Source organism: Zunongwangia endophytica, assembly GCF_030409505.1.
Lineage (GTDB): Bacteria > Bacteroidota > Bacteroidia > Flavobacteriales > Flavobacteriaceae > Zunongwangia > Zunongwangia endophytica.
Map to the genome: position 1 here is coordinate 342,109 of NZ_JAUFPZ010000002.1, position 25,128 is coordinate 367,236.

Sequence of the window (25,128 nt, forward strand, 5' to 3'; positions counted from 1 at the left end):
GATTTTAATAATTTCAAATACCTCATTGGTGTGAAAAATTGTTATTGCTTAGGGATACTGTAATAGTTATTGTTAAATATTGAAGCAATTGAATGTTTTTAAGAATTTCAGCAATCGTAACAATGATCGATATAATAATCTGTAATTCAGTGGTTTATTTGATTAAAAGTGTGCTCGAAGACAATTAAGAAAACTGAGCGAAAATATAGAGACATTTTGAAGAAGGTAATTTTATATAACGAGAAGAGAAAAATAGGTAATGAATAATAAGTATAGTAGTATTTTAACTCAGAGTGACTCCCAACCGGCGTCACAAGCCATGCTTCATGCCATAGGCTTAACTAAAGAAGATTTCAATAAACCATTTGTGGGTATTGCGAGTACTGGGTACGAAGGTAACCCTTGTAATATGCACTTAAATGATCTTGCAAAACTGGTAAAAGAAGGTACGCTTTCTGCAGATCTTGTAGGCTTGATATTTAATACTATTGGGGTAAGTGACGGTATTTCTATGGGAACTCCTGGAATGCGTTTCTCCCTGCCTTCGCGAGATATTATTGCAGATTCTATGGAAACTGTGGTAAACGCGATGTCTTACGATGGCTTAGTAACTGTTGTAGGTTGCGATAAAAATATGCCTGGTGCTTTAATGGCGATGTTGCGTTTAAATAGACCTTCGGTTTTAGTTTATGGAGGAACAATTGCTTCAGGATGCCATAATGGTAAAAAACTTGATGTTGTTTCAGCATTTGAAGCCTGGGGTGCAAAAGTTAGTGGCGATATAGATAAAGAAGAATACGATAGTGTAATCGAAAAAGCTTGTCCAGGTGCTGGTGCATGTGGCGGAATGTACACTGCAAATACTATGGCTTCAGCAATTGAAACGCTGGGAATGTCATTACCTTATAATAGTTCTAATCCTGCAGTAGGAGAAGAAAAAAAGGCCGAAAGTATTCAGGCAGGTGAGGCGATGCGACTCCTAATAGAAAAGGATTTGAAACCTCGGGACATAGTAACTAAAAAATCTCTAGAGAATGCAATAAGATTGCTAACACTTCTTGGAGGTTCTACAAATGCGGTACTTCACTTTTTAGCTATCGCACGTTCAGCAGAAATTGATCTTGGAATAGAAGAATTTGGTAAAATCGTAGACTGTACGCCATTTTTAGCCAATTTGAAGCCAAGTGGAAAATACGCTATGGAAGATATTCATAGAATTGGTGGTATACCTGCAGTACAAAAATACATGCTAAAACATGGTTTATTACATGGTGATTGTATGACGGTTACTGGAAAAACTTTAGCTGAAAATCTTGAGAATGTACCAGATTTAGAAGAAGGTCAGGATGTAATTTATTCTATAGATCAGCCAGTTAAAAAAACGGGACATATAAGAATTCTTCATGGAAATTTAGCTGAAGAAGGATCGGTAGCAAAAATTACCGGAAAAGAAGGAATGAGTTTTACAGGAACTGCTAAAGTTTTTGAAAGTGAATACGAAGCGAACGACGGAATTTCAGAAGGAAAAGTAAAGAAAGGTGATGTCGTCGTCATTCGGTATGAAGGTCCAAAAGGAGGTCCTGGTATGCCAGAAATGCTGAAACCAACTTCAGCAATTATGGGAGCAAAGTTAGGGAAAGACGTTGCTTTAATTACCGATGGTAGATTCTCTGGCGGAACGCATGGTTTTGTGGTAGGACATATTACTCCGGAAGCTCAGGAAGGCGGTTTAATCGCTTTACTGAAAGATGGAGATAAAATTACAATTAGTGCAGAAGACGATTCTATCCATGCAGATCTTACTGATAAAGAAATAGAAGAAAGAAGAAAAAGCTGGACAGCACCCGAATTAAAATTTAGTAAGGGTGTGTTATATAAATATGCGAGAACAGTTTCATCGGCATCCAAAGGTTGCGTAACCGATGAGTTTTAAAAAGGTGAATTATGGAAGTAAAAACAGCTAGTTTTGAAAAGACATCGACAAATACATCAACCACAGTTTCTGGAGCAGAAGCAGTAATTAAGTGTTTGTTAGAGGAAGGTGTAGAAACGATCTATGGTTACCCTGGCGGTGCCATTATGCCGGTGTATGATGAATTGTATAAATACCAGGATAAAATTCACCACGTCCTTACAAGACACGAGCAGGGAGCTACTCATGCAGCACAGGGATATGCAAGAGCAACAGGGAAAGTAGGAGTTGCAGTGGCGACTTCAGGACCAGGTGCAACTAATTTAGTAACAGGTATAGCCGATGCTCAGATCGATTCGACGCCAATGGTTTGTATTACCGGGCAAGTTGGATCGCATTTACTTGGTAGCGATGCTTTTCAGGAAACCGATATTGTAGGTATTTCCACACCAATTACTAAATGGAATTACCAAGTAACAAAAGCAGAAGAAATTCCCGAAGTTATTGCTAAGGCATTTTATATAGCCAAATCGGGTCGTCCAGGGCCGGTTTTGGTTGATATTACTAAAGATGCGCAATTCGCTTCATTAGAATTCAACTATAAAAAGTGTAAAGGAATACGTAGTTATAAGGCAAATCCTGAGGTTGATATGGCTCAGATGGAGCAGGCTGCAGAAGCGATAAATTCAGCAAAAAAACCATTAATTGTTTATGGTCAGGGAGTAATTCTTGGTGAAGCAGAATCGCTTTTTCAGGAATTTGTAGAAAAAACAGGGATTCCTGCGGCATGGACAATTTTAGGTGTTTCTGCCTTAGGAACTAAACATCCTTTAAACGTTGGCATGGTAGGCATGCATGGGAACTACGGCCCAAATGTTTTAACTAACGAATGTGATGTACTTATCGCTATTGGGATGCGTTTTGATGATAGGGTAACTGGTAATTTAGATTATTATGCTAAACAGGCTAAAGTTATCCATATGGAAATCGATCCTGCGGAAATAGATAAAAATGTTAAAGCTGACTTTCCTGTTTTAGGTAATGTAAAAGAGACTCTAAAATCGCTTTTAGAATTAGTGAAGCCGAAAGAACATAAAGAGTGGCATAATAAGTTCAAAGAATTATACAAAATTGAATACGATAAAGTTATAAGCCTAAATCTTGATGTGAATAAGAAAGATATGGGAATGGCTGAGGTTATTCAGGAAATCAATAGAAATACAGACGGTAAAGCTATAATTGTTTCAGATGTAGGCCAGCACCAAATGGCGGCTTGTCGATATGCAGAGTTTAAGCAAACCAGAAGTAATATCACTAGTGGTGGTCTAGGCACTATGGGATTTGCATTGCCAGCAGCTATTGGAGCAAAAATGGGAGCACCAGAACGGGAAGTTGTTGCTGTGATTGGTGATGGAGGTTATCAAATGACTATTCAGGAATTAGGAACAATCTTTCAAACTAAAGTTCCGGTTAAAATTGTGGTTTTAAACAACGGATTTTTAGGAATGGTTAGACAATGGCAACAGCTGTTTTTTGATAGAAGATATGCTTCTACAGAAATGACTAATCCCGATTTTGTGACCATAGCAAAAGGATATCATATTAAAGCCGAACGGGTAACCGATAGATCCCAGCTAAAAGATGCAGTTGCAGAGATGATTGCATCGAAAGAACCTTACTTCCTAGAAGTTAAAGTAGAACAGGAAGAAAATGTTTTCCCAATGGTGCCTACAGGTGCTTCTGTTTCAGATATAATTTTAGAATAATGGAAAAGAAAAATTTCACCGTTTCAATATATACCGAAAATAACTTAGGACTATTAAGCCGAATAGCGGCTATTTTCCTAAAGAGACATATTAATATAGAAAGTATTACGGCGTCGCCAAGTGAGGTGCCAGAAGTAATGCGTTTTATTATCGTAATAGAGGTTACCGAGGAGCAAGTCAAAAAAATAATCGGTCAGATTGAAAAGCAAATAGAAGTGATTAAAGCTTTTTATCATACCGATGAGGAAATGGTTTACCAAGAAACGGCATTGTATAAAATAAGATCTTCAGAATTTTTAGATGACTTTAATGTTCAGGATTTTATTAAAGCAACAAATGCTCGGATTGTTACCGTTACTCAAAAATTCTTTGTAATCGAGAAAACCGGTAAGCATAACGAAATAAACGCATTGTACGAAACACTTAAACCTTACGGGTTAATGCAGTTTGTACGTTCAGGAACTATTGCAGTTTCAAAAAGCGAAATGCCGATAACAGGAATCTTAGAAAAATTTAATACTACAAATTCAATATCATGACAAACTATTTTAACAGCCTTTCTTTACGAGAAAAATTAGCCCAGCTAGGCACTTGCAGGTTCATGGAACTAGATGAGTTTAGTGACGGAGTGGCTGCATTAAAAGATAAAAAAATAGTTATTGTGGGATGTGGATCTCAAGGTCTAAATCAAGGCCTGAATATGAGAGACAGTGGTCTTGATATTTCTTACGCGCTTCGAGAAGGAGCAATTAAGGAAAAAAGACAATCTTACATAAATGCAACTGAAAATAATTTCACAGTTGGAACTTACGAAAAGTTAATTCCTTCAGCAGATTTAGTAATTAATCTTACTCCAGATAAACAACATACCGGCGTTATTAAAGCAATTATGCCACATATTAAAAAAGATGGGGTTCTTTCGTATTCTCATGGTTTTAATATTGTTGAAGAAGGGATGCAAATTAGAGAGGATATTACCGTAATTATGGTAGCTCCTAAATGTCCTGGTAGTGAAGTAAGAGAAGAATATAAAAGAGGTTTTGGGGTACCTACATTAATTGCAGTGCACCCTGAAAATGACCACTTAGGTATTGGTCTGGAATGGGCTAAAGCCTACGCTTACGGTACGGGAGGTCATAGAGCGGGAGTTCTTCAGTCTTCTTTTGTTGCTGAGGTGAAATCAGATTTAATGGGTGAGCAAACGATACTTTGTGGATTGCTTCAAACAGGATCTATTCTTAGCTTCGATAAAATGGTGGCAGATGGAGTAGAACCATCGTATGCAGCAAAGTTAATTCAGTATGGTTGGGAAACAATTACTGAAGCCCTTAAGCACGGTGGTATTACCAATATGCTAGATCGTCTTTCTAATCCTGCAAAAGTAAAAGCATTTGAAATTTCAGAAGAATTAAAAGAAATTATGCGTCCTCTTTTTCAAAAACATATGGACGATATTATTTCTGGAGAATTTAGTTCTAGAATGATGCGAGATTGGGCAAATGATGATAAAGAATTATTAGAGTGGAGAGCTGCAACTGGAGAAACTGCTTTTGAAAAAACAGCTGCTGCTGATATTGAAATTTCTGAGCAGGAATATTTCGACAAAGGTGTATTAATGGTTGCTATGGTAAAATCTGGTGTAGAGCTGGCTTTTGAAACTATGGTAGAAGCTGGTATTATTGCAGAATCTGCATATTACGAGTCTTTACATGAAACTCCACTTATCGCTAACACCATTGCCAGAAAGAAATTATTCGAAATGAACCGAATTATTTCTGATACTGCTGAATATGGTTGTTACTTATTCGATCATTCTTGTAAGCCATTAATAAAGGATTACGTTAATGGTCTGGATAAAGATTTAATAGGAGAATCATATAAAACAGATGATACTGGCATTGATAACTTAGAATTAATCGCAGTAAACGATGCACTAAGACAACATCCTGTAGAGAAAGTAGGAGCGAAGCTTAGAAAAGCAATGACTGCGATGAAAAGAATATACGAATAGATATGGAAACTGCATTGGCACAAAAATCATATATACCTACATTAGAAGCTGTTAGAGAAGCGGCAGATAGAATTTCTAAAGTTGTTGTAAACACTCCTTTAGCCGAATCTTTTACATATAGTAATCGTTTTGGTGCAAACGTGATGTTTAAAAGAGAAGATTTACAACAGGTACGCTCTTACAAGATTAGAGGAGCTTACAATAAGATTTCTAGTTTGCCAGCAGATCAGCTTGCTAAAGGTGTAATTTGTGCCAGTGCAGGAAACCATGCACAAGGTGTGGCTTTTGCCTGTAATAAGCTTAAAACAAAAGGTGTTATTTATATGCCAAGTACCACTCCAAGTCAAAAGGTTGCCCAAACAAAAATGTTTGGTGGAGAATGGGTAGAAGTTGCTTTAGAAGGAGATACTTTCGACGATTCTTTTAAAAACGCGATGATAAGAGCTAGCGAAAATGATTTGGTTTTTATTCATCCTTTTGATGATGAAAAGGTGATCGAAGGTCAGGCAACTATAGGTTTAGAAATATTGCAACAATCTAAAGAGCCTATCGATTACGTATTTGCACCTTTAGGAGGTGGTGGATTGTTAGCCGGAGTATCTTCTATTTTCAAAGAATTATCTCCAAATACTAAGATTATCGGTGTGGAGCCTGAAGGCGCGGCATCCATGTCAGCTTCGTTAAAAGAAGGCAGGCTTATAGAATTAGCGCATATTGAGCGTTTTGTTGATGGAGCTGCGGTACAGAAAGTAGGAAGCCGAAATTTTGAAATCTGTAAGCATAATTTAGATCAGATGATCACAGTCCCTGAAGGGAAAATATGTCAGACAATTCTGGATCTTTACAATCAAGATGCCATTGTCGTAGAACCTGCCGGTGCAATGTCCATTTCAGCTTTAGATTTTTTTGCTGAAGAAATAAAAGGTAAGAATGTTGTTTGCATCGTAAGTGGTAGCAATAACGATATTACCAGAACCGCTGAAATTAAAGAGAGAGCATTACTTTATGCAGGATTGAAACATTATTTTGTTGTTACTTTTCCTCAAAGAGCAGGAGCCTTACGTGAATTTTTAGATGATGTTTTGGGAGCCACAGACGATATTACACATTTTGAATACTCTAAAAAACACGAAAGAGAAAACGGGCCAGCCGTTGTAGGTATAGAGCTGAAAAGCAAAAATGATTTTGAGCCGCTATTAAATCGTATGAAAGAGCGTAATTTTTATGGTCGATATTTAAACGATACACCAGATCTTTTTCAGTTTATTATTTAATGATATTTATTTTTGAAAGTTCACATTTAAAAACTATATTTACTCTGTGAGAAAAAAAGCTCAAATAATATTATCTAATAATCGATGCCCCATGCGCCGCGTGTGGTAATCCTTATATAATTACTTCTAATTAATATTATTTGAAAACTTTACTTTGAAAAATCCACTAAACATACTACAATTACTAAAGAGCTTTGAAGTTCTTTTTACTTCTTTGAATAACATATTCAGTAGGGAAAATCTTCCTACTGCTATTCTTATTCCTATACGCCGCCGTCGCAGCCCCCGCCGCACGCAAGTGCGTGTATAATTTTATGGAGCTTAGGTGAGTCCGGTTCCCCTTTCAGTCAGAATTTCAACTTATTTTTTTTCAATTTTATAATCGCTTAGCAAATGAAGATTATCATTGCTAATAAATCTCATGCAAAATTTGCTGAGGTTATTTGTACAACCATAGAAGAATCTGCCAAAGTTCGTGGTACAGGTATCGCTCGTCGTACTCCAGAATATGTAATTACCAAAATGGAAAATGGTAATGCTATTATAGCTTTAGATGGCGATAAATTTGCCGGATTCTGTTATATCGAAACGTGGAGTCACGAGAAGTATGTCGCAAACTCAGGCTTAATCGTCCATCCCGATTATCGAAATCAAGGCTTAGCGAAAGATATTAAAAAAGCAGTTTTCGATTATTCCAGAAAAAAGTATCCTGAAGCCAAGATTTTTGGGATAACTACAGGTCTAGCCGTAATGAAAATTAATTACGAGCTGGGGTATCAACCCGTTACTTTTTCTGAACTTACTGATGATGAAGCTTTCTGGAAAGGCTGCCAAACCTGCAAGAACTATGATATTCTAACTCGTACAGAACGTAAAATGTGTTTGTGTACAGGAATGCTATACGATCCTGAAAAAAAGAAAAAAGAAAAAAATAAGCACGATCTCAACGAGAAAACTTTTACCCGATTAAAAAATATTAAGCAAAGTCTTTTCTATAAAAAAGAAAAAAACAACCAAGATTAAAACGTACCAATACAATGAAAAAAGTAGTTATAGCCTATAGCGGCGGATTAGACACTTCATATTGCGCAAAATCACTTTCTAATGAAGGTTTCGAAGTTCATGCAGTTAGTGTGAATACCGGAGGATTTTCAAAAGAGGAAGTTCAGCATATTGGAGATAATGCCAAGAAAATTGGAGCAACCACTTATAAAAATATCGATGCTGTTTCTTCATTTTACGATAAAGTAGTAAAATACTTAATCTTTGGGAATGTTTTAAAAAATAACACCTATCCACTTTCAGTAAGTGCAGAGCGTATCGTTCAGGCGATTGAAATTGTAAACTATGCAAAAGAAATTGGGGCAAAATATATCGCACACGGTAGTACCGGTGCAGGTAATGATCAGGTAAGATTTGATATGATCTTTCAGATTATTGCTCCAGAGATTGAAATTATCACTCCAATTCGAGATAAACAATTAAGCCGACAAGAGGAGATCGATTACTTAAAGGCAAATGGAGTTGAAATGAATTGGGAAAAATCCAAGTATTCTGTAAATAAAGGACTTTGGGGAACCAGTGTTGGTGGGGCTGAAACCTTAACTTCTCATCAGGCTTTACCAGAATCGGCATTTCCATCACAACTTTCAGAAACGGAAGTAGGAAAAATTAGCTTGAGTTTTACAAAAGGAGAACTTACCGCGATTAATGAGAAAGAAGATTCTGCTGAAAATAATATCCAAATTCTTGAAGAAATAGCTAAGAAATACGCGATTGGTAGAGATGTTCATGTTGGCGATACGATTATTGGGATAAAAGGAAGAGTAGGCTTTGAAGCTGCTTCAGCAACAATCATCATTAAAGCGCATCATTTATTAGAAAAGCATACGCTAAGTAAATGGCAATTACAACATAAAGATTACGTGGCCAACTGGTATGGTACACATTTACATGAAGGCCAATATTTAGATCCGGTAATGCGAGATTTCGAAGCTTTATTAAAAAGTTCTCAGGATCGAGTAACCGGGAAAGTATTTGTAAGTCTCTATCCATACCGATTTAGTTTAGACGGAATTTCTTCCCCGCATGATTTAATGAATAGCAACTTCGGAAATTACGGAGAAGAAAATAAAGCCTGGACTGCCGATGATGCTAAAGGATTTATCAAGATTTTATCGAATGCTGGTAAAATATATCAGTCAGTAGAAAATACTCAAAAATAGCATCTCATGATTAAAGCAGGAATTATTGGTGGTGCAGGATATACAGCGGGAGAACTGGTTAGAATCTTAACCTACCATCCAGAAGTTGACCTCGATTTTGTTTATAGTACATCTAGACCGGGAACTCCGGTTTCTGGAGTGCATCAGGATCTTATCGGAGAAATTGATTTATTGTTTTCCGGAGAAATAAATACGAAAGTTGATGTTGTTTTTCTTTGTCTAGGACATGGAAATTCAGTAAAGTTTTTAGCTGAAAATAAATTTTCAGCACAAACGAAAATCGTTGATTTAAGTACTGATTTTAGAATGGATGGTGATCATGATTTTGTATATGGTTTACCTGAATTCAAAAAGGAAGCGATTAAAAAAGCGAATTTTATTGCGAATCCAGGTTGTTTTGCTACCGCAATAAGTTTGGCCATCCTTCCGCTGGCAAAAGCTAAAAAAGTAACAGACGAATGGCATGTAAATGCAGTTACCGGAGCAACGGGAGCCGGAGTTTCACTTTCAGCTACAACACATTTTACCTGGCGAGATAATAATTTTTCAGCTTATAAATCTTTTGAACATCAGCATTTAAATGAAATAGGGCAGAGCCTTAAATTATTACAACCAGAATTTGATGCTACAGTTAATTTTATTCCGAATCGTGGAAATTTCTCGCGCGGAATCCATGCAACAGCCTATACCAAGTTTCTAGGAAGTTTGGAAGAAGCGAAAGGGATTTATGCAGCTCAATATAAAGATGCGGCTTTTACGTTTGTAACTGAAGAAAATATTCATTTAAAACAAGTGGTAAATACCAATAAAGCATTACTGAAAATAGAGAAATTTGGTGATAAATTATTAATCACCAGTGTAATCGATAATTTACTGAAAGGAGCTTCTGGTCAAGCGGTACAGAATATGAATTTGATATTTGGTTTACCGGAAGATTCAGGTTTACATCTTAAGGCGAGTTACTTTTAGACTAATTTCTAAAAACTTAAATCATGAAAATAGCAATTATAGGTGCAGGAAATTTAGGAAAGTCTATTGCAAAAGGACTTATCGTAAATAATGCGTTTACCACACTTTATCTTACTAAGCGCGATACCGATGCCATTAAAACTTACGAAGAATACTCAAAAGTAACGGTAACTTCAGATAATCAGGAAGCTGTTAGAAATTCGGATATTTTAATTTTTGCAGTACAGCCCCAGCAATTAGAACGAATTCTCGAAGAAATTAAAGATCTATTAACCGAAAAACATGTATTAATTTCAACGATTACAGGTTTTAAAACCGATCGAATTGAAGCTATTGTAGGCGAAGATCAGTTTATTATTCGAGCGATGCCCAATACAGCTATTGCAGTAGGCAAATCGATGACTTGCATGTGTAGTAATGAAAAGGGATTGAAAAGAATTGCTATCGCAGAAGCTATTTTCAATCGTCTAGGAACCAGCATTATTATCAACGAAAATAAAATGCAAGCCGCTACAGTTATTTGTGCCAGCGGAATTGCATTTTGGATGCGATTGATACGTGCAACTACTCAGGGTGCTGTTCAGCTTGGTTTCGATGCTAAGGATGCTCAGGAATTAGCGATGAATACCTGCTTGGGTGCAGCTAGTTTACTGGTAGAATCCGGGAAACATCCCGAAGAAGAAATCGATAAGGTAACTACTCCAAAAGGTTGTACCATCGAAGGTTTAAACGAAATGGAACACAATGGTTTAAGTTCTTCTCTAATTAAAGGCTTACAAGCCTCTTTCAAAAAAATAAATAACATTTCAGAACAATAAATATGGAGCTTTTTGATGTTTATCCGTTGTTTGATATAACTCCAGTAAAAGGCGAAGGCGCTTACGTTTTCGATAAAGAAGGCAAAAAATATCTCGATTTATATGGTGGACATGCGGTAATTTCTATCGGGCATTCGCATCCCGCGTATGTTAACGGAATTTCTAATCAGGTTCGCCAATTAGGATTTTACTCGAATTCTATTAAAAATCCGTTGCAGGTAGAATTATCCGAAAAACTAGGTAAATTATCCGGTTGCGAAGATTATCAGTTGTTTTTATGTAATTCGGGAGCCGAGGCAAACGAAAATGCACTTAAAGTAGCATCGTTTGCAACCGGTAAAGATCGCGTGATCTATTTTGATAATGCTTTCCACGGAAGGACATCTGGTGTGGTGGCAGTAACCGATAATGAGAATATTAAGGCACCTTTTAATAAAGGCCATAAAATAACTAAAATCGCTTTTAATGATACTGAAGCTTTAGCTACAGAATTACAAAAAGGAGATGTAGCTGCGGTTATTTTTGAAGTGATTCAGGGTGTTGGTGGTTTAGATGAAGCAACTACTGAATTTTATCAGCAAATTGAAAAATTAGCCAAAGAAAACGGAGCAATGATTATTGCCGATGAAGTTCAGGCTGGTTATGGTAGAACGGGCGACTTTTTTGCATTTCAGAAACATCATATTCATCCAGGTATTATTTCTATTGCTAAAGGAATGGGAAATGGATTCCCAATTGGTGGCGTTTTAATCGATAAAAATATCGCTCCAAAATACGGAATGTTAGGAACTACTTTTGGCGGAAATCATTTGGCTTGCGCAGCCGGTTTGGCAGTCCTCAATATTTTGGAAAAGGAAAACCTGATGCAAAATGCTTCAATGATGTTCGATTATGTTCAGGAGAAAGCAAAAGAAATTCCGCAGATTAAAAATATCAAAGGCCGCGGATTGATGATTGGTTTAGAATTCGATTTCGAAATAGCGAATCTTAGAAAAGATATGTTATATGTACATCAAATTTTTACCGGCTCGGCTGCTAACAAAAAGTTGCTTAGAATTTTACCACCACTAAATATCGAAAAACAGCATTTTGATGCCTTTTTTAAAGCCTTAAAAATCAGTTTAGCGAATTTAAAATAAAACTTTTCTGTCTGATTTCATTCATAAATAAATGCGTCACCCTGAACTTAATTCAGGGGCAATCTTATAAATTTTGGATTGAAAATCATAATGAGATTCCGTGTCAAGCACGGAATGACGAAATTGAATTATTAGATAGATAAATTAAAAGTTCAAGAGAAAAACAAAATATTTCAATGAAACATTACACAAGCGTTCACGATATCGAAAACCTTGATGAATTAATACAAGAAGCCATTCAACTTAAAAACAAGAATTCGGCTGCGAACTTAGGAAAAGGAAAAACCTTAGGTTTATTATTTTTCAATTCTAGTTTACGTACGCGTTTAAGTACAGAAAAAGCAGGTCGACTTTTAGGAATGGAAGTGCTTACCATGAATGTTGGTGCCGATGGGTGGGCGTTGGAATTTGAAGATGGTGCGATTATGAACTCAGATAAGGCAGAACATATTAAAGAAGCTGCAGCGGTGTTGTCGCAATATTGCGATGTTATTGGAGTACGTGCCTTTCCTGGGTTAAAGGACAAAGAAAAAGATGAAGAGGAACAGGTAATTAATTCGTTTAAAAAATTTGCCAGTGTTCCTGTCGTGAATTTAGAAAGTTCTACCGGCATCCGTTACAAGCGCTAACCGATGCTATTTCTATTACTGAATTAAAGAAAAAAGATAAACTGAAAGTAGTGCTAAGCTGGGCGCCACATCCAAAAGCTTTGCCACAATCGGTTCCCAATTCTTTTGCTGAAATGATGCAGAAAATGGATGTCGAATTTTGTGTAACAAATCCTGAAGGTTACGATCTTAGTGATCGTGTTTTAAACGGAACGAAAGTTTATCATAACCAAGACGAAGCTTTGAAAGATGCTGATTTTGTGTATGTAAAGAACTGGAGTAGTTACGAGAAATACGGAGAAGTATTGTCTAAAGATCCGAATTGGACATTTTCGAAAGAGAAATTAGCGCTAACTAACGATGCTAAAGTGATGCACTGTCTACCGGTTAGACGAAATGTAATAATTACAGATGATGTATTAGATAGTGAAAATTCAGCAGTAATTCATCAGGCGAATAACAGAACGTATGCAGCTCAAGCTGTTTTAAAGCAAATATTGGAAGAACTTGATTAATGTGATGATTTGCTGATTTGTGGATTTGAAAATGTGATAATTTGAAAATTTATGTCATTTCGACTGAAGCGAAATGGAGAAATCTAAACTCGGTTAATTAAGGATTACATAAAAAATTTTAAAAGCTGATCGCTGAAAGCTAACAGCTAATAGCTATATCCAAACACTAACTACTCAATTCTAACTACTAATTACTAAAAAATGAAATCACTAAAAGTTGTAAAAATAGGAGGGAAGCTTATCGAAGATACTGCAAAATTCGATGAATTTCTGGAAGATTTTAAAAACCTGGAAGGCCACAAAATTCTAGTGCATGGTGGTGGAAATATGGCAACCGAGATTTCAGACAAATTAGGCTATGAAACTAAAATGATAGATGGTCGCCGAGTGACAGATGCAGATACGGTAAAAGTTATTATAATGGTTTATGGCGGATTGATAAATAAAAATATTGTAGCTAAATTACAGTCGTTAAATACGAATGCAATCGGACTTTGTGGTGCAGATGGACAAAGTATTTTATCGGTAAAAAGACCAGTCGCAGCTATCGATTATGGATTTGTAGGAGATATAGAAAAAGTAAATGCTGAATTTATAGAATCTTTACTTAACGATGGTGTTGTTCCGGTTTTTTCAGCGATTTCCTGCACTAAAGAAGGAGTTTTACTGAATACTAATGCCGATTCTATTGCTTCTGAAATTGCTCGTGCCATGAGCAAATCTTACGAAACCGAATTGTATTATTGTTTTGAAAAGCAAGGAGTTTTAGCAAATGCTGAAGATGATGAATCAATAATTAAAGAAATTGATTTTATAGAATACAAAACGCTGGTAGAAAAAAAGGTAATTACGGATGGCATGTTACCTAAACTTCAGAATTGTTTTGAAGCTTTAGAAAATGGTGTTCAGAAAATTCATTTAGGAAATCATCAGTCTTTAAAAGAAAATACAACGCATACCAAAATCATTCAATAATGGAAATAAAAGCACTTCAGCAAGAAGCACTTCAGTTACTTCAATATTTAATTGAAACGCAGTCATTTTCAGGAGAAGAATATCAAACGGCAGATTTGTTAGAACAATGGTTCGTTCAGCATAAAATTCAGCATAAAAGACATTTAAATAATGTTTGGGCAACAAATCATTCTTTTGATGAGAGTAAACCTACTTTGCTATTAAACTCCCATCACGATACAGTAAAACCAAATGCAGCGTATACTAAAGATCCGTTTAAAGCTGAAATTGCCGACGGTAAATTATTTGGATTAGGAAGTAATGATGCCGGTGGTTGCTTGGTTTCTTTGCTAGCGACTTTTACTTATTTTTATAATCGAAAAGATTTAAATTATAACATCATTTTTGCCGGTACTGCAGAAGAGGAAACTAACGGCAAAAACGGAATTGCCTGCATGTTACCCATAATGCCAAAAATTGATGTAGCCATTGTAGGCGAACCAACTTTGATGGATTTAGCGGTTGCTGAAAAAGGCTTGGTGGTTTTTGATGCGGTTGTAAAAGGAACGCCATCTCACGCGGCGCATCCAAATACCGATAATTCAATTTATAAAACTGCGGAAGTTTTAAAGTGGTTTGAAGCAGTTAAATTTCCTGAAGTTTCTAAGCAATTAGGCGAAGTGAAATTAACCGTAACCCAAATTAAAGCCGGTTCGCAGCATAATGTGGTGCCTGCAAAGGTCGATTTAGTGATCGATGTTCGGGTGAACGATTGTTATTCGAATCAGGATGTCAGTGATTTTTTACAGAAAAACGCTCCGGTAGATAGTATCGAACCAAGATCGTTACGATTAAATTCATCGAATATTCCGTTAGATCATGATTTGGTAAAAGCCGGTTTAGATTTGGGAATGAAAACCTACGGATCGCCAACATTATCAGACCAGGCGATGCTGAAATGTTCCTCACTAAAATTGGGACCAGGTGATAGCACACGTTCCCATTCCGCAGACGAATTTATTTATGTTAACGAAGTTGAAGAAGGAATAGAAAAATATATTGTCTTATTAGAAAAGGCGTTGAAATAGAGTTGAAATAGGCTGGAATAAAAATGAACCAATAACCGTCATGCCGGACCTGATCCGGCATCTCATCCTGATTGTGTGAGATCCTGAATCAAGTTCAGGATGACATCAACTAAAACCCAATTATATTATTGATTGGGAAACTTAAAGAATTACGAAATGAAACTTTGGGATAAAGGAATAAGTATAGATAAGAAGATTGAGAAATTTACGGTTGGTAACGATCGAGAATTGGATATGTATCTTGCTGAATATGATATAACCGCTTCTAAAGCACATGCTAAAATGCTGGGGAAAATTGGTATTTTGGAGAAGGATGAGGTTCCGGCTTTGTTATCTGAATTGGATAAGCTTCAAAAACAAGTTGAAAATGGCGAATTTGTAATTGAAGAAGAATTTGAAGATGTCCATTCTAAAATAGAATATGAGCTCACCAAAGTTCTGGGAGATACCGGAAAGAAAATCCATACTGCAAGATCACGTAACGATCAGGTTTTGGTGGCGATGCAATTATACTTCAAAGAAAATTTAATTGAAATTCATCAAAAAACAGAAGGATTAATTGATATTCTTTTAGGACTAGCTGAACAATATAAAGATAAATTACTTCCCGGATATACGCATTTACAGGTAGCCATGCCATCTTCTTTTGGTCTGTGGTTTTCAGCCTATGCCGAAATTTTAATTGATGATTTGTATCAACTAGAAGCTGCTTTAAAAGTAGCCGATCAGAATCCGTTAGGATCTGCTGCGGGCTACGGTTCTTCATTTCCGATAGATCGTGAGTTCACCACTAAAGAATTAGGCTTCAAAACCCTGAAATATAATTCGGTTGCTGCGCAAATGAGTCGTGGTAAATGTGAGCGTACGGTAACTTCAGCAATTGCTGGCGTAGCCAATACACTGGCACGTTTTGCGATGGATATTTGTTTGTATATGAGTCAGAATTTCGGTTTTATCAGTTTTCCGGATGAATTAACTACCGGAAGTTCGATTATGCCTCATAAAAAGAATCCTGATGTATTTGAATTGATACGAGGAAAATCGAATAAACTTCAGGCAATTTCAACAGAAATGGTATTAATTACCAATAATCTGCCAAGTGGATATCATAGGGATTATCAGCTGATTAAAGAGAATAGTATGACTTCCGTAGAAGGAATCAAAGAGATTTTAGATATTTTCTCTTATTCGATTTCTCAGATTATTGTTAAAGAGGTGAATTTGGATGATGAAAAATATAAATATCTGTTTACGGTAGATAGTATCAACGATCTGGTGATTGATGGCGCGAGTTTTAGAGATGCTTATAAAGAAATAGGAGGACAAGTTCAGTCTGGAACTTATAAGCCGGGAGAAGGCCGAAAACATAGCCATTTAGGAAGTAAAGATAATTTAGCTTTAGATAAAATCGCAGCTAAGAAAAAGTTATAAGATTGGTTGATTTTGATCTCAATTTAGAAAATGAAAATATTCTTTTAAGACCATTAGAATTTCAGGATTTTGATGAGATTTCTGAATTAACGAAGAAACCTGAAATGTGGTATTATTTCACTTCAGATTTATCAAATCCTGAAGGTTTGAAGAATTGGATTGATACCGCGGTTGAAGAGCGAAAAAATCAAAAGCGCTTAGCTTTTGCCATAATTGAAAAATCTTCAGAAAAGCTAATAGGATCGACTAGTTTAGGAAATTATTCTGAAAGAGATCAACGTATAGAAATTGGTTGGACTTGGCTGGGAAAAGAGTTCCAAGGCAAGGGTTATAATTTTCAGGCTAAACAATTACTCTTAAAATATTGTTTTGAAAGTTTGAAATTAGAGCGAGTAGAAGCCAAAACAGATATCTTAAATAATGCAGCCAAAAATTCTTTAGCAAAATCTGGTTTTACTGAAGAAGGAATTTTACGTAGTCACACGTTAATGACCAATAATCGGCGGAGAGATACCGCCTATTTTAGTGTTTTGAAAGAGGAGTATTTGAATAATTACCACTAAAAATAAATGAACGTATTAAGTACTTTTATTTATCTTAGGGGAATGGAATTTATTGGAGAAAAGCGAAAGGAAAATAATGAATGGGATAAATGAGCTTTGGTAAACAATAGCCAAAATTATTTAAGTTATAATAAAATCATAGAATATTAATTATCGTTTATATTTTAAAACCCAATACTTTTTACTGTATCCCAATTATGAAAAATTTTACTTTGCGATCACTGCTATTAGCAGTTACAGTTCTATTATCTTCCTGTGAGAAAGATGATAATTTTCCTCAAACCAATTATTCCATAGAATCTAATGATTTTTTCGAGATTATCAGCAAACATCCTAACGGCTGGATCAAAGCGGCTAAACATGGTCAGGACAATCCAAATGACAGTTTTGAATATTATGAGAACGGATTTATCAAATCTGCTAAAATCTATTCCAGCTATCCAAAACAGCATTTATATATGGAAGTGAGCCGTAGTGAAGACAATAAACCACTTTGGTCTAAATATTATACTTCTGAAGGTGATCTATGGTTTGAGACCGTATATGAGAATGGCTGGGCTTCAGAGAAAAAGGTTTACAGTGAAAAAGGCACCTCAATTTATAGTTATGAGGAAGGAGATCTGATTTCCGTAGATTTCACCAGGGCTGATAATAGCGGAAAAAGCTCTACTGTTTTTAATAAAACTGAAGGAAGCAGAACAGTTACGATTAAAAAAGACGGCGAAACCATTCTGGAAGAAGTGTATCCATACACTGATAACACTGGCGCCGCAATGCTAACAAACAACCAAGTTCCTCTGGGTAATCCCTTTGCTAATTCTGATGGGAATTATCGTAAAATTAATGGATCTTTTTTTCGTAATGCTACTTGGCAGTACAATGCAGATCCTAGCGGAAATATACCTCCTTTTCGTAATTTCTATGAATTTCACTTCCCCGATAACATATTTGCCACTACACTTGCGGTTAACACCGAAATTTACCAATCTATTATTGAACAATATCCCATTACTGAAGATCAAGTGCTTACTTTAAATCTCACACATAAAGAGGGTGTAAGAGGCTTCAGGCCTTCTTACGAAGAGAGTTTGTCCCTTACTGAAGAAATGGAAGAAAATCCTTCTCTTTTCGAATTAAAGTACGGCAATGAATATGTTGAAGCAATTTATTATGGTAAAATAATATATGTTGTAGGGGCGCTACGTAATATGCCTACCGATAAAAATACTGCTGATGAAGTTAAACATCTAGCTCAAAAGAAAATGAATTGGATAGTTGATGGGAAGAATCCGCTAACTGCTGAAGAACAAGAAGTATTAGATAAAGTGTGGTTTGAAGTGAAGTTTTTCTCTACATTGAAACAACATCGCAATGGAATTGTATTAAATAACGCGGAAGATTTTGCTACACTTTCGGGGGATGTTGAAAATTCAGAATCTTCAATAATTCAAATGGATTATGCAGCATTTGAACATCTTACAGCGAATTAATAAATGTATAATTACCTTTTAAAAAATGTCAGTTATTTAAAAAGTGACCTATTCTGAAATAAAAAAGCAGATGTACTGGCTACAGTTTAAATGGAAAATATTGCTGAAAATAAAAAAGGAGATGAAATTCGACAATTTCAGCTCCTTTTTAAATATACAACTAAGATTTTTCTTTGTTCTTCACATCCCGATATATCGGGAAAGAATCTCATATTTTCTTATAAGATTCTGAAACGAGTACAGAATGACAGTATTCAGCAGTATTTAAATAATGGTCATTTGCCCAAAATTCAGGTTTTCGTCGTTGATATTATTTTCAGATTCGCTAATTAAACCTTCTAAGAAGTCACCTACTTTTTCAGTACTGTAAGGATTATCTTTATTGATATCTTCAGTACATACATTTAAATTGATGCTTACGGCAACAGCTTTTCTAATTACGTCTCCTTCTTCAGTTAAACCAAAATGATCCAAAAGCATTGCTGCAGAAAGGATCGAAGCTACGGGATTGGCAATTCCTTTACCGGTGGCTTGTGGATAAGAACCATGAATAGGTTCGAACATCGCATTATCACCACCCACTGAAGCAGAAGCTAATAATCCGATACTTCCGCCAATCACGCTGGCTTCATCAGAAATAATATCGCCAAACATATTTTCAGTAAGAATTACATCAAATTGTTTAGGATTTAAAATCATCTGCATAGCAGCATTATCCACGAATAAGAAATCTAATGCTACATCTTTGTATTCTTCAGCAATTTTCTTAACCGTTTTTCTCCAAAGTCGGGAAGTTTCTAAAACATTGGCTTTATCAACCAACGTTAGCTTCTTACGACGCTGTTGCGCAGCTTTAAAGGCCAAATGCGCCATTCTTTCTATTTCCATAACAGAATAGGTGCAAATGTCGGTTGCGCTTTGCCCGTCCTCGCTCTGGCTTTTTTCTCCAAAATAGATCCCGCCTGTCAGTTCTCTAAAAATCGTCAAGTCTGCTCCTTCGATTCTTTCTGGTCGCAATGGAGACTGATCGATAAGCTTAGCATAAGTAGTTACCGGGCGAATATTAGCAAAAAGGCCAAGTTCTTTTCTCAATCTTAAAAGTCCCTGTTCTGGTCGTACTTTAGCGTCAGGATCGTTGTCATACTTTGGATGACCAATAGCACCAAATAAAACAGCATTAGATTTTTTACAAAGATCTAATGTCGCTTCAGGCAGCGGATTTTCTAATAAGTCTATAGCAGCAGCACCAACGATGGCATCTTCGAACTCAAAGTCGTGATCAAAACGATCGGCGATTGCTTTAAGTACTTTTATCGATTGTTGCGTAATTTCAGGTCCTATTCCGTCTCCGGCTAATACGGCTATTTTAAGTTTCATAAGTAATTGTCGTCTCTAAAAGCTTTGATTCAATTTATATCAATCTTATTGCTGAACCGCAGCTTCACGCCTTTGCGTTTGTTTTTCTTCAAAATTCTTAATGGCTTCTAATTTACTAACTAAAAAGTCAATATCATCAAAACCATTAATTAAACAGGTCTTTTTATAAGGATCAATGGCAAAATTTTCTGATTTGCCACTGCTGATAATTTCAACTTTCTGATTTTCAAGATCAACTTTAAAACTTTCTTTGTTGTCTTTTCGAATTGCAAGAAAGAGTTCATCTAAAAATTCAGGAGAAACCTGAACAGGCAATAATCCATTGTTCAGTGCATTTCCTTTAAAAATATCGGCAAAATAACTGGAAACAACAACTTTGAAACCATAAGCTTTTAATGCCCATGCTGCGTGCTCTCTACTGGAACCACAACCAAAGTTGTTTCCGGCGATTAATAGTTGTCCTGAATATTGATCTTGGTTTAAAGTGAAATCTTCAACCGGCTTTCCATCTTTGTCAAAACGCCAGTCTTTAAAAAGATTCTCTCCAAAACCTGCTTTATCAGTTGCCTTAAGGAAACGTGCAGGTATAATTTGATCGGTATCTATATTTTCGACCTCTAAAGGGACGGCTGTATCTTGTAGTGTGGTGAATTTTTCCATTAATTCAAACTTTTTGTAAAGTCGGTTATTTTTCCGGCTACGGCTGTTGCTGCCGCGGTAAGTGGGCTTGCTAATATTGTTCTGGATCCTTGTCCTTGTCTTCCTTCAAAATTTCTATTACTGGTAGAAACACAATATTCTCCTTCCGGAATTTTATCATCGTTCATCGCTAAACAAGCTGAACATCCAGGTTGTCTTAGTGTAAAACCAGCAGCCTCGAATACTTTATCTAATCCTTCTTCCTGAATTTGAGCGGCAACTTGTCTACTCCCCGGAACGATCAATGCATTTACATTTTCAGCTTTTTTCTTTCCTTTAATGTAATTTGCTGCCAGTCTAAAATCTTCAATACGACTATTGGTACAACTACCAATAAAAATATAGTTGATCGTTTTGTCGATTAAACTTTCACCTGGTTTAAAACCCATATAACTTAAAGCTTTGGCATCGCTTTTACCACCTTCTACCGGTATTGCTCCAGTAATTTTGATTCCCATTCCCGGATTAGTTCCGTAGGTAATCATTGGTTCGATATCTTCAGCTTCAAACGAATATTCCTGATCGAAAGCTGCGCCTTCATCGGTTTTTAAGGTTTCCCAGTAGGCTTTCAGTTTATCAAATTCTTCTCCTTTAGGAGCAAATTCTCTTCCTTCAACATAATCATAAGCAATTTGATCTGGTGCTATAAGTCCGCCTCTAGCGCCCATTTCAATACTCATATTACAAACGGTCATACGTCCTTCCATCGACATATTTTCAAAAACATCTCCTGCGTATTCACAAAAGTAGCCAGTACCAGAGTTCGTTCCCAGTTTACTAATTACATAAAGAATAACATCTTTTGGGGTTACTCCTTTTTTCAGATTTCCGTTAACATTTACACGTAATCTTTTTGGTTTTTCTACCAATAAACATTGTGATGCAAAAACTTGAGTTACCTGACTTGTACCTATACCAAAAGCAATAGCACCAAAAGCGCCGTGTGTAGAAGTATGGCTATCACCACAAACCATAGTTTTTCCCGGTTGGGTGATCCCAAGTTCTGGCGCCATTACGTGAACGATCCCGTTGTAGGGATGTCCTAAACCGTAAAGCGTAATATCATTTTCTTCGCAGTTTTGCGAGAGTTCTTTTAATTGTTTCCTAGAAAGCAAATCCTTAACAGGTAAATGCTGATTTTCGGTTGGGGTATTATGATCTGCCGTAGCAACGATCTTATTTGGTCGAAAAACCGGGATATCGCGTTCCTTCAGTTCATTAAAAGCCTGCGGACTCGTAACTTCATGAATTAAATGTTGATCAATATATAAAATATCCGGGCCATCCGGAATCGATTCTACCACGTGGGCATCCCAAATTTTATCGAATAGGGTCTTCTTCATTTCTTTAAAGTTTTAAACACAGCACGAGGGCTGTGTTTGTCTGAATTCTAATAAAAACTCAGTATTTTATGTTAGGCAATTGCTTTAAATTTCTTTTTTGAGATCTGCATGATTTCGTGAATATCATCATCCAAAACCTCTTTTCTCATATCTGCATAGTTAAGAAATTCTGCATAAACCGTATCTAATTCTAATTTTGTAAGATTATAGCCTACTTTTTTAGCTTTATACGCTAAAGCGGCACGTCCACTACGAGCGGTAAGTACAATCGCAGATTCTGTTACTCCAACATCAGCCGGATCGATAATTTCGTAAGTTTCGCGATTTTTAATCACACCGTCCTGGTGAATACCAGAGCTATGAGCAAAAGCATTAGCACCAACTATCGCTTTATTCGGCTGAACATACATTCCCATTTCTCTGGAAACCATATTGCTCAATTCAAACAATAATTTTTGATTAATATCTGTATTTAGATTTAATGTAGGATGCTGGCGAAGAATCATTACGACTTCTTCTAAAGCTGTATTCCCGGCACGTTCACCAATGCCATTAATGGTACACTCAATTTGGCGCGCTCCATTAGAAACTCCTGCGATAGCATTAGCTGTTGCTAAACCTAAATCGTTATGGCAGTGGCAAGAAATGGTTACATTACCGATACCTACTACGTGATCTTTAAGATACTTGATTTTTTTACCATATTCTTCAGGAAGACAATATCCTGTAGTGTCTGGAATATTTAAAACCGTGGCACCAGCGTTGACGACTTCCTGGCAGACCTGCGCTAAAAACGCATTGTCTGTTCTGCCGGCATCTTCAGCATAAAATTCAACATCGTCTGCAAAATTTTTAGCGTAAGAAACAGCATTTACTGCACGTTCTATAATTTGCTCTCTGGTCGCGTTGAATTTATATTTAATATGAGAATCTGAAGTTCCAATACCCGTATGAATACGTGGTTTCTTAGCATATTTTAAAGCTTCAGCAGCAACTTCGATATCTTTTTTTACAGCTCTGGTGAGTCCACAAACGGCAGCATTTTTTGCGATTTTTGAAATTTCAGTAACAGATCTAAAATCACCTGGGCTTGATACAGGGAAGCCGGCTTCAATAACATCTACACCCAGCTCATCCAATCTTGCCGCAATCTTTACCTTCTGTTCTGTATTTAATTTACAGCCCGGAACTTGCTCTCCGTCTCTCAAAGTTGTGTCAAAAATTTCTACCTTTTCTGCGCTCATAAGAGTATTTTTTTACTTTATCTTTAACTAAAGTATTATAAAGAGTATTGCTACACTAGCGAGCTCTGTAAAGTGTTACGATAATTAAAGTCGATATATTTACGTAATATATCTGATTTTCAGTTATTTAAAAACTATCTTGTTACAATGACTAATGATTTAACCGATAACCTATTTTCTCTAATTAAATCCCTATCTCCTTCAGAAAAGCGCCAGTTTTCGCTATATGTTGGAAGAATTGGAGTGAATACGGATAGCAAATTTCTCAATCTTTTTAAGGTTTTATCAAAACAGAAGAAATATGACGAAGAATTTGTACTAAAAAACACCAATATTAGTAAGCAGCAATTATCTAATATTAAAGCGCATTTATATAAGCAGATTTTAATTAGTTTGCGTTTGAATCCTGCCCATCAAAGTATCCCAATTCAGATTAGAGAGCAATTGGATTTTGCGATTATTTTATACCGAAAAGGACTTTATAAGCAAAGCCTGAAGCTTTTGGATAAAACAAAAACTACTGCTTTGGCTTACGAAGAAAAAAATCTGGCGTACGAGATTTTAGAATTGGAAAAGATTATAGAATCACAATACATCACCCGAAGTATAGAAAACAGAGCCGAGACCTTAATTAAGCAAACCGAAGAACTTACGCGACTTAGTGAAATCTCGAGTAGATTATCCAATCTTTCCCTTCAGTTATACGGTATTTTTCTGAAGATGGGATATGCGCGTACCGAAGAAGAAGCAGAAGCAATTCAGCATTATTTTGAAACTAATTTACCAGAATACAGATTTTCAGACTTAGGTTTTAAAGAGAAATTATGGTTATATCAGGCGCATTTGTGGTATAGCTTTATAACGCAGAATTTTCTAAATGCTTTTAAATATTCCTCTAAATGGATCGATTTATTTAATGAAAATGAACATTTAATTCCTGTACATCCCGTATTCTATTTAAAGGGGAATCATTATCTGTTAGAATCGCTATTCTATCTAAATCATACGGCTACTTTCGAGAAAGTATTGCATCGATTTGAGGATACTCTAAAGAATCCAAAAATCCCAGATGATGATAATATTGCCTCGTTGTCCTTTCTATATTTATATGAAAATAAGCTGAATCTTAAGTTTATGAAAGGGGAGTTTCATGGCGGTGAAACCTTAGTGGAGAAAATAGACCAAAAGATTAAGCGATTTAAAGGTAAAATTGATGAACATCATATCATGGTGTTTTACTATAAAATTGCATCACTCTATTTTGGAAGCGGAAACAACAAAAAATGCATTGAATATTTGCGCAAAATTATCCATAACAAATCTCTGGAAATGCGAGAAGATTTAATGTGTTTTTCCAGAATTTTGAGTTTGGTAGCGCATTATGAAGCCGGCATGGATTATCATTTAGAGCGTCTTATAAAAACGACATATAAGTTTTTAATTAAGATGAACGATTTGCATGAGGTACAAAAAGAGATGATAAAGTTCTTAAGAAACCTTCCCGATGTGAGTCCGTTAGATATTAAAGATGAATTTAAGAAATTACACGCTACGCTAAAACAATATGAAGACCATCCTTTTGAGCGTCGAGCTTTTTTATATTTAGATATTATTTCCTGGTTGGAAAGTAAGATTGATAATCGCCCAGTTTCAGATGTGATCAAAGATAAAGTAAATGAATATGCACGCTAAAATAATTGAA

Annotated in this window: 20 protein-coding genes and 1 pseudogene; 17 read left to right on the top strand and 4 right to left on the bottom strand. The window is 36.0% G+C overall.

Annotation, left to right across the window (positions count from 1 at the left end):
* The first annotated feature begins 259 nt into the window (after nt 1–259).
* The 16 genes and pseudogenes from ilvD (at nt 260) to QWY91_RS01780 (ending at nt 18,763) form a co-directional block, all read left to right on the top strand.
* Nucleotides 260–1,933 (top strand): dihydroxy-acid dehydratase, encoded by a 1,674-nt coding sequence (gene ilvD, locus QWY91_RS01705; RefSeq protein ID WP_290231096.1) that lies wholly within the window; start codon nt 260–262, stop codon nt 1,931–1,933.
* Between the two features lie 11 nt (nt 1,934–1,944).
* On the top strand, nt 1,945–3,678 hold the full coding sequence (ilvB, locus tag QWY91_RS01710) for a biosynthetic-type acetolactate synthase large subunit (RefSeq protein ID WP_290231098.1): 1,734 nt from the start codon (nt 1,945–1,947) through the stop codon (nt 3,676–3,678).
* Entirely contained in the window at nt 3,678–4,217 is a 540-nt protein-coding gene (ilvN, locus tag QWY91_RS01715) for an acetolactate synthase small subunit (protein WP_290231101.1), read from the top strand. Before ilvB ends, ilvN begins: the two co-directional genes overlap by 1 nt.
* Complete coding sequence (gene ilvC / locus QWY91_RS01720; RefSeq protein WP_290231102.1) at nt 4,214–5,689, top strand: ketol-acid reductoisomerase; 1,476 nt, start codon at nt 4,214–4,216, stop codon at nt 5,687–5,689. Before ilvN ends, ilvC begins: the two co-directional genes overlap by 4 nt.
* Before the next feature lie 2 nt (nt 5,690–5,691).
* A complete protein-coding gene (gene ilvA / locus QWY91_RS01725; RefSeq protein ID WP_290231104.1) occupies nt 5,692–6,963 on the top strand; it encodes a threonine ammonia-lyase IlvA in 1,272 nt (423 codons plus the stop codon).
* A gap of 393 nt (nt 6,964–7,356) precedes the next feature.
* Entirely contained in the window at nt 7,357–7,986 is a 630-nt protein-coding gene (locus QWY91_RS01730) for a GNAT family N-acetyltransferase (RefSeq protein ID WP_290231106.1), read from the top strand.
* A gap of 14 nt (nt 7,987–8,000) precedes the next feature.
* Entirely contained in the window at nt 8,001–9,188 is a 1,188-nt protein-coding gene (locus tag QWY91_RS01735) for an argininosuccinate synthase (RefSeq protein WP_290231107.1), read from the top strand.
* A gap of 6 nt (nt 9,189–9,194) precedes the next feature.
* Nucleotides 9,195–10,157, top strand: coding sequence for an N-acetyl-gamma-glutamyl-phosphate reductase (gene argC / locus QWY91_RS01740; protein WP_290231109.1), 963 nt, complete (start codon nt 9,195–9,197; stop codon nt 10,155–10,157).
* A 23-nt stretch (nt 10,158–10,180) separates the two neighbouring features.
* Nucleotides 10,181–10,975, top strand: coding sequence for a pyrroline-5-carboxylate reductase (gene proC, locus QWY91_RS01745; RefSeq protein ID WP_290231111.1), 795 nt, complete (start codon nt 10,181–10,183; stop codon nt 10,973–10,975).
* Nucleotides 10,976–10,977: 2 nt separating this feature from the next.
* Nucleotides 10,978–12,114 carry an aspartate aminotransferase family protein gene (locus QWY91_RS01750; RefSeq protein WP_290231113.1) on the top strand — a complete coding sequence of 379 codons (1,137 nt, stop codon included), beginning with the start codon at nt 10,978–10,980 and terminating at the stop codon, nt 12,112–12,114.
* A gap of 176 nt (nt 12,115–12,290) precedes the next feature.
* Nucleotides 12,291–13,237 (top strand): annotated as a pseudogene (locus tag QWY91_RS01755) (N-acetylornithine carbamoyltransferase).
* A gap of 201 nt (nt 13,238–13,438) precedes the next feature.
* On the top strand, nt 13,439–14,212 hold the full coding sequence (gene argB, locus QWY91_RS01760; RefSeq protein ID WP_290231115.1) for an acetylglutamate kinase: 774 nt from the start codon (nt 13,439–13,441) through the stop codon (nt 14,210–14,212).
* The gene (locus tag QWY91_RS01765) at nt 14,212–15,279 is read left to right on the top strand and encodes a M20 family metallo-hydrolase (protein ID WP_290231116.1); all 1,068 of its coding nucleotides are present in this window, start codon (nt 14,212–14,214) and stop codon (nt 15,277–15,279) included. Before argB ends, QWY91_RS01765 begins: the two co-directional genes overlap by 1 nt.
* A gap of 156 nt (nt 15,280–15,435) precedes the next feature.
* Entirely contained in the window at nt 15,436–16,710 is a 1,275-nt protein-coding gene (argH, locus tag QWY91_RS01770) for an argininosuccinate lyase (protein WP_290231119.1), read from the top strand.
* A gap of 2 nt (nt 16,711–16,712) precedes the next feature.
* Entirely contained in the window at nt 16,713–17,273 is a 561-nt protein-coding gene (locus tag QWY91_RS01775; protein ID WP_290231120.1) for a GNAT family N-acetyltransferase, read from the top strand.
* Between the two features lie 197 nt (nt 17,274–17,470).
* A complete protein-coding gene (locus tag QWY91_RS01780; protein ID WP_290231122.1) occupies nt 17,471–18,763 on the top strand; it encodes a hypothetical protein in 1,293 nt (430 codons plus the stop codon).
* Nucleotides 18,764–19,027: 264 nt separating this feature from the next.
* Here QWY91_RS01780 and leuB read toward each other — a convergent pair whose 3' ends face one another.
* From leuB to QWY91_RS01800, 4 genes are all read right to left on the bottom strand, one after another.
* Nucleotides 19,028–20,140: a 3-isopropylmalate dehydrogenase gene (gene leuB, locus QWY91_RS01785; protein WP_290231124.1), complete on the bottom strand. Its 1,113-nt coding sequence runs from the start codon at nt 20,138–20,140 to the stop codon at nt 19,028–19,030.
* Between the two features lie 45 nt (nt 20,141–20,185).
* Nucleotides 20,186–20,800: a 3-isopropylmalate dehydratase small subunit gene (gene leuD / locus QWY91_RS01790; RefSeq protein ID WP_290231126.1), complete on the bottom strand. Its 615-nt coding sequence runs from the start codon at nt 20,798–20,800 to the stop codon at nt 20,186–20,188.
* A complete protein-coding gene (gene leuC / locus QWY91_RS01795) occupies nt 20,800–22,182 on the bottom strand; it encodes a 3-isopropylmalate dehydratase large subunit (RefSeq protein WP_290231128.1) in 1,383 nt (460 codons plus the stop codon). Before leuC ends, leuD begins: the two co-directional genes overlap by 1 nt.
* A gap of 71 nt (nt 22,183–22,253) precedes the next feature.
* Nucleotides 22,254–23,426: a 2-isopropylmalate synthase gene (locus QWY91_RS01800; protein WP_290231129.1), complete on the bottom strand. Its 1,173-nt coding sequence runs from the start codon at nt 23,424–23,426 to the stop codon at nt 22,254–22,256.
* 147 nt (nt 23,427–23,573) lie between these two features.
* On the opposite strand from QWY91_RS01800, the gene QWY91_RS01805 reads away from it, so the two are divergent.
* Nucleotides 23,574–25,118, top strand: a complete 1,545-nt coding sequence (locus QWY91_RS01805; protein WP_290231131.1) for a hypothetical protein — start codon at nt 23,574–23,576, stop codon at nt 25,116–25,118.
* The last annotated feature ends 10 nt before the right edge of the window (nt 25,119–25,128 follow it).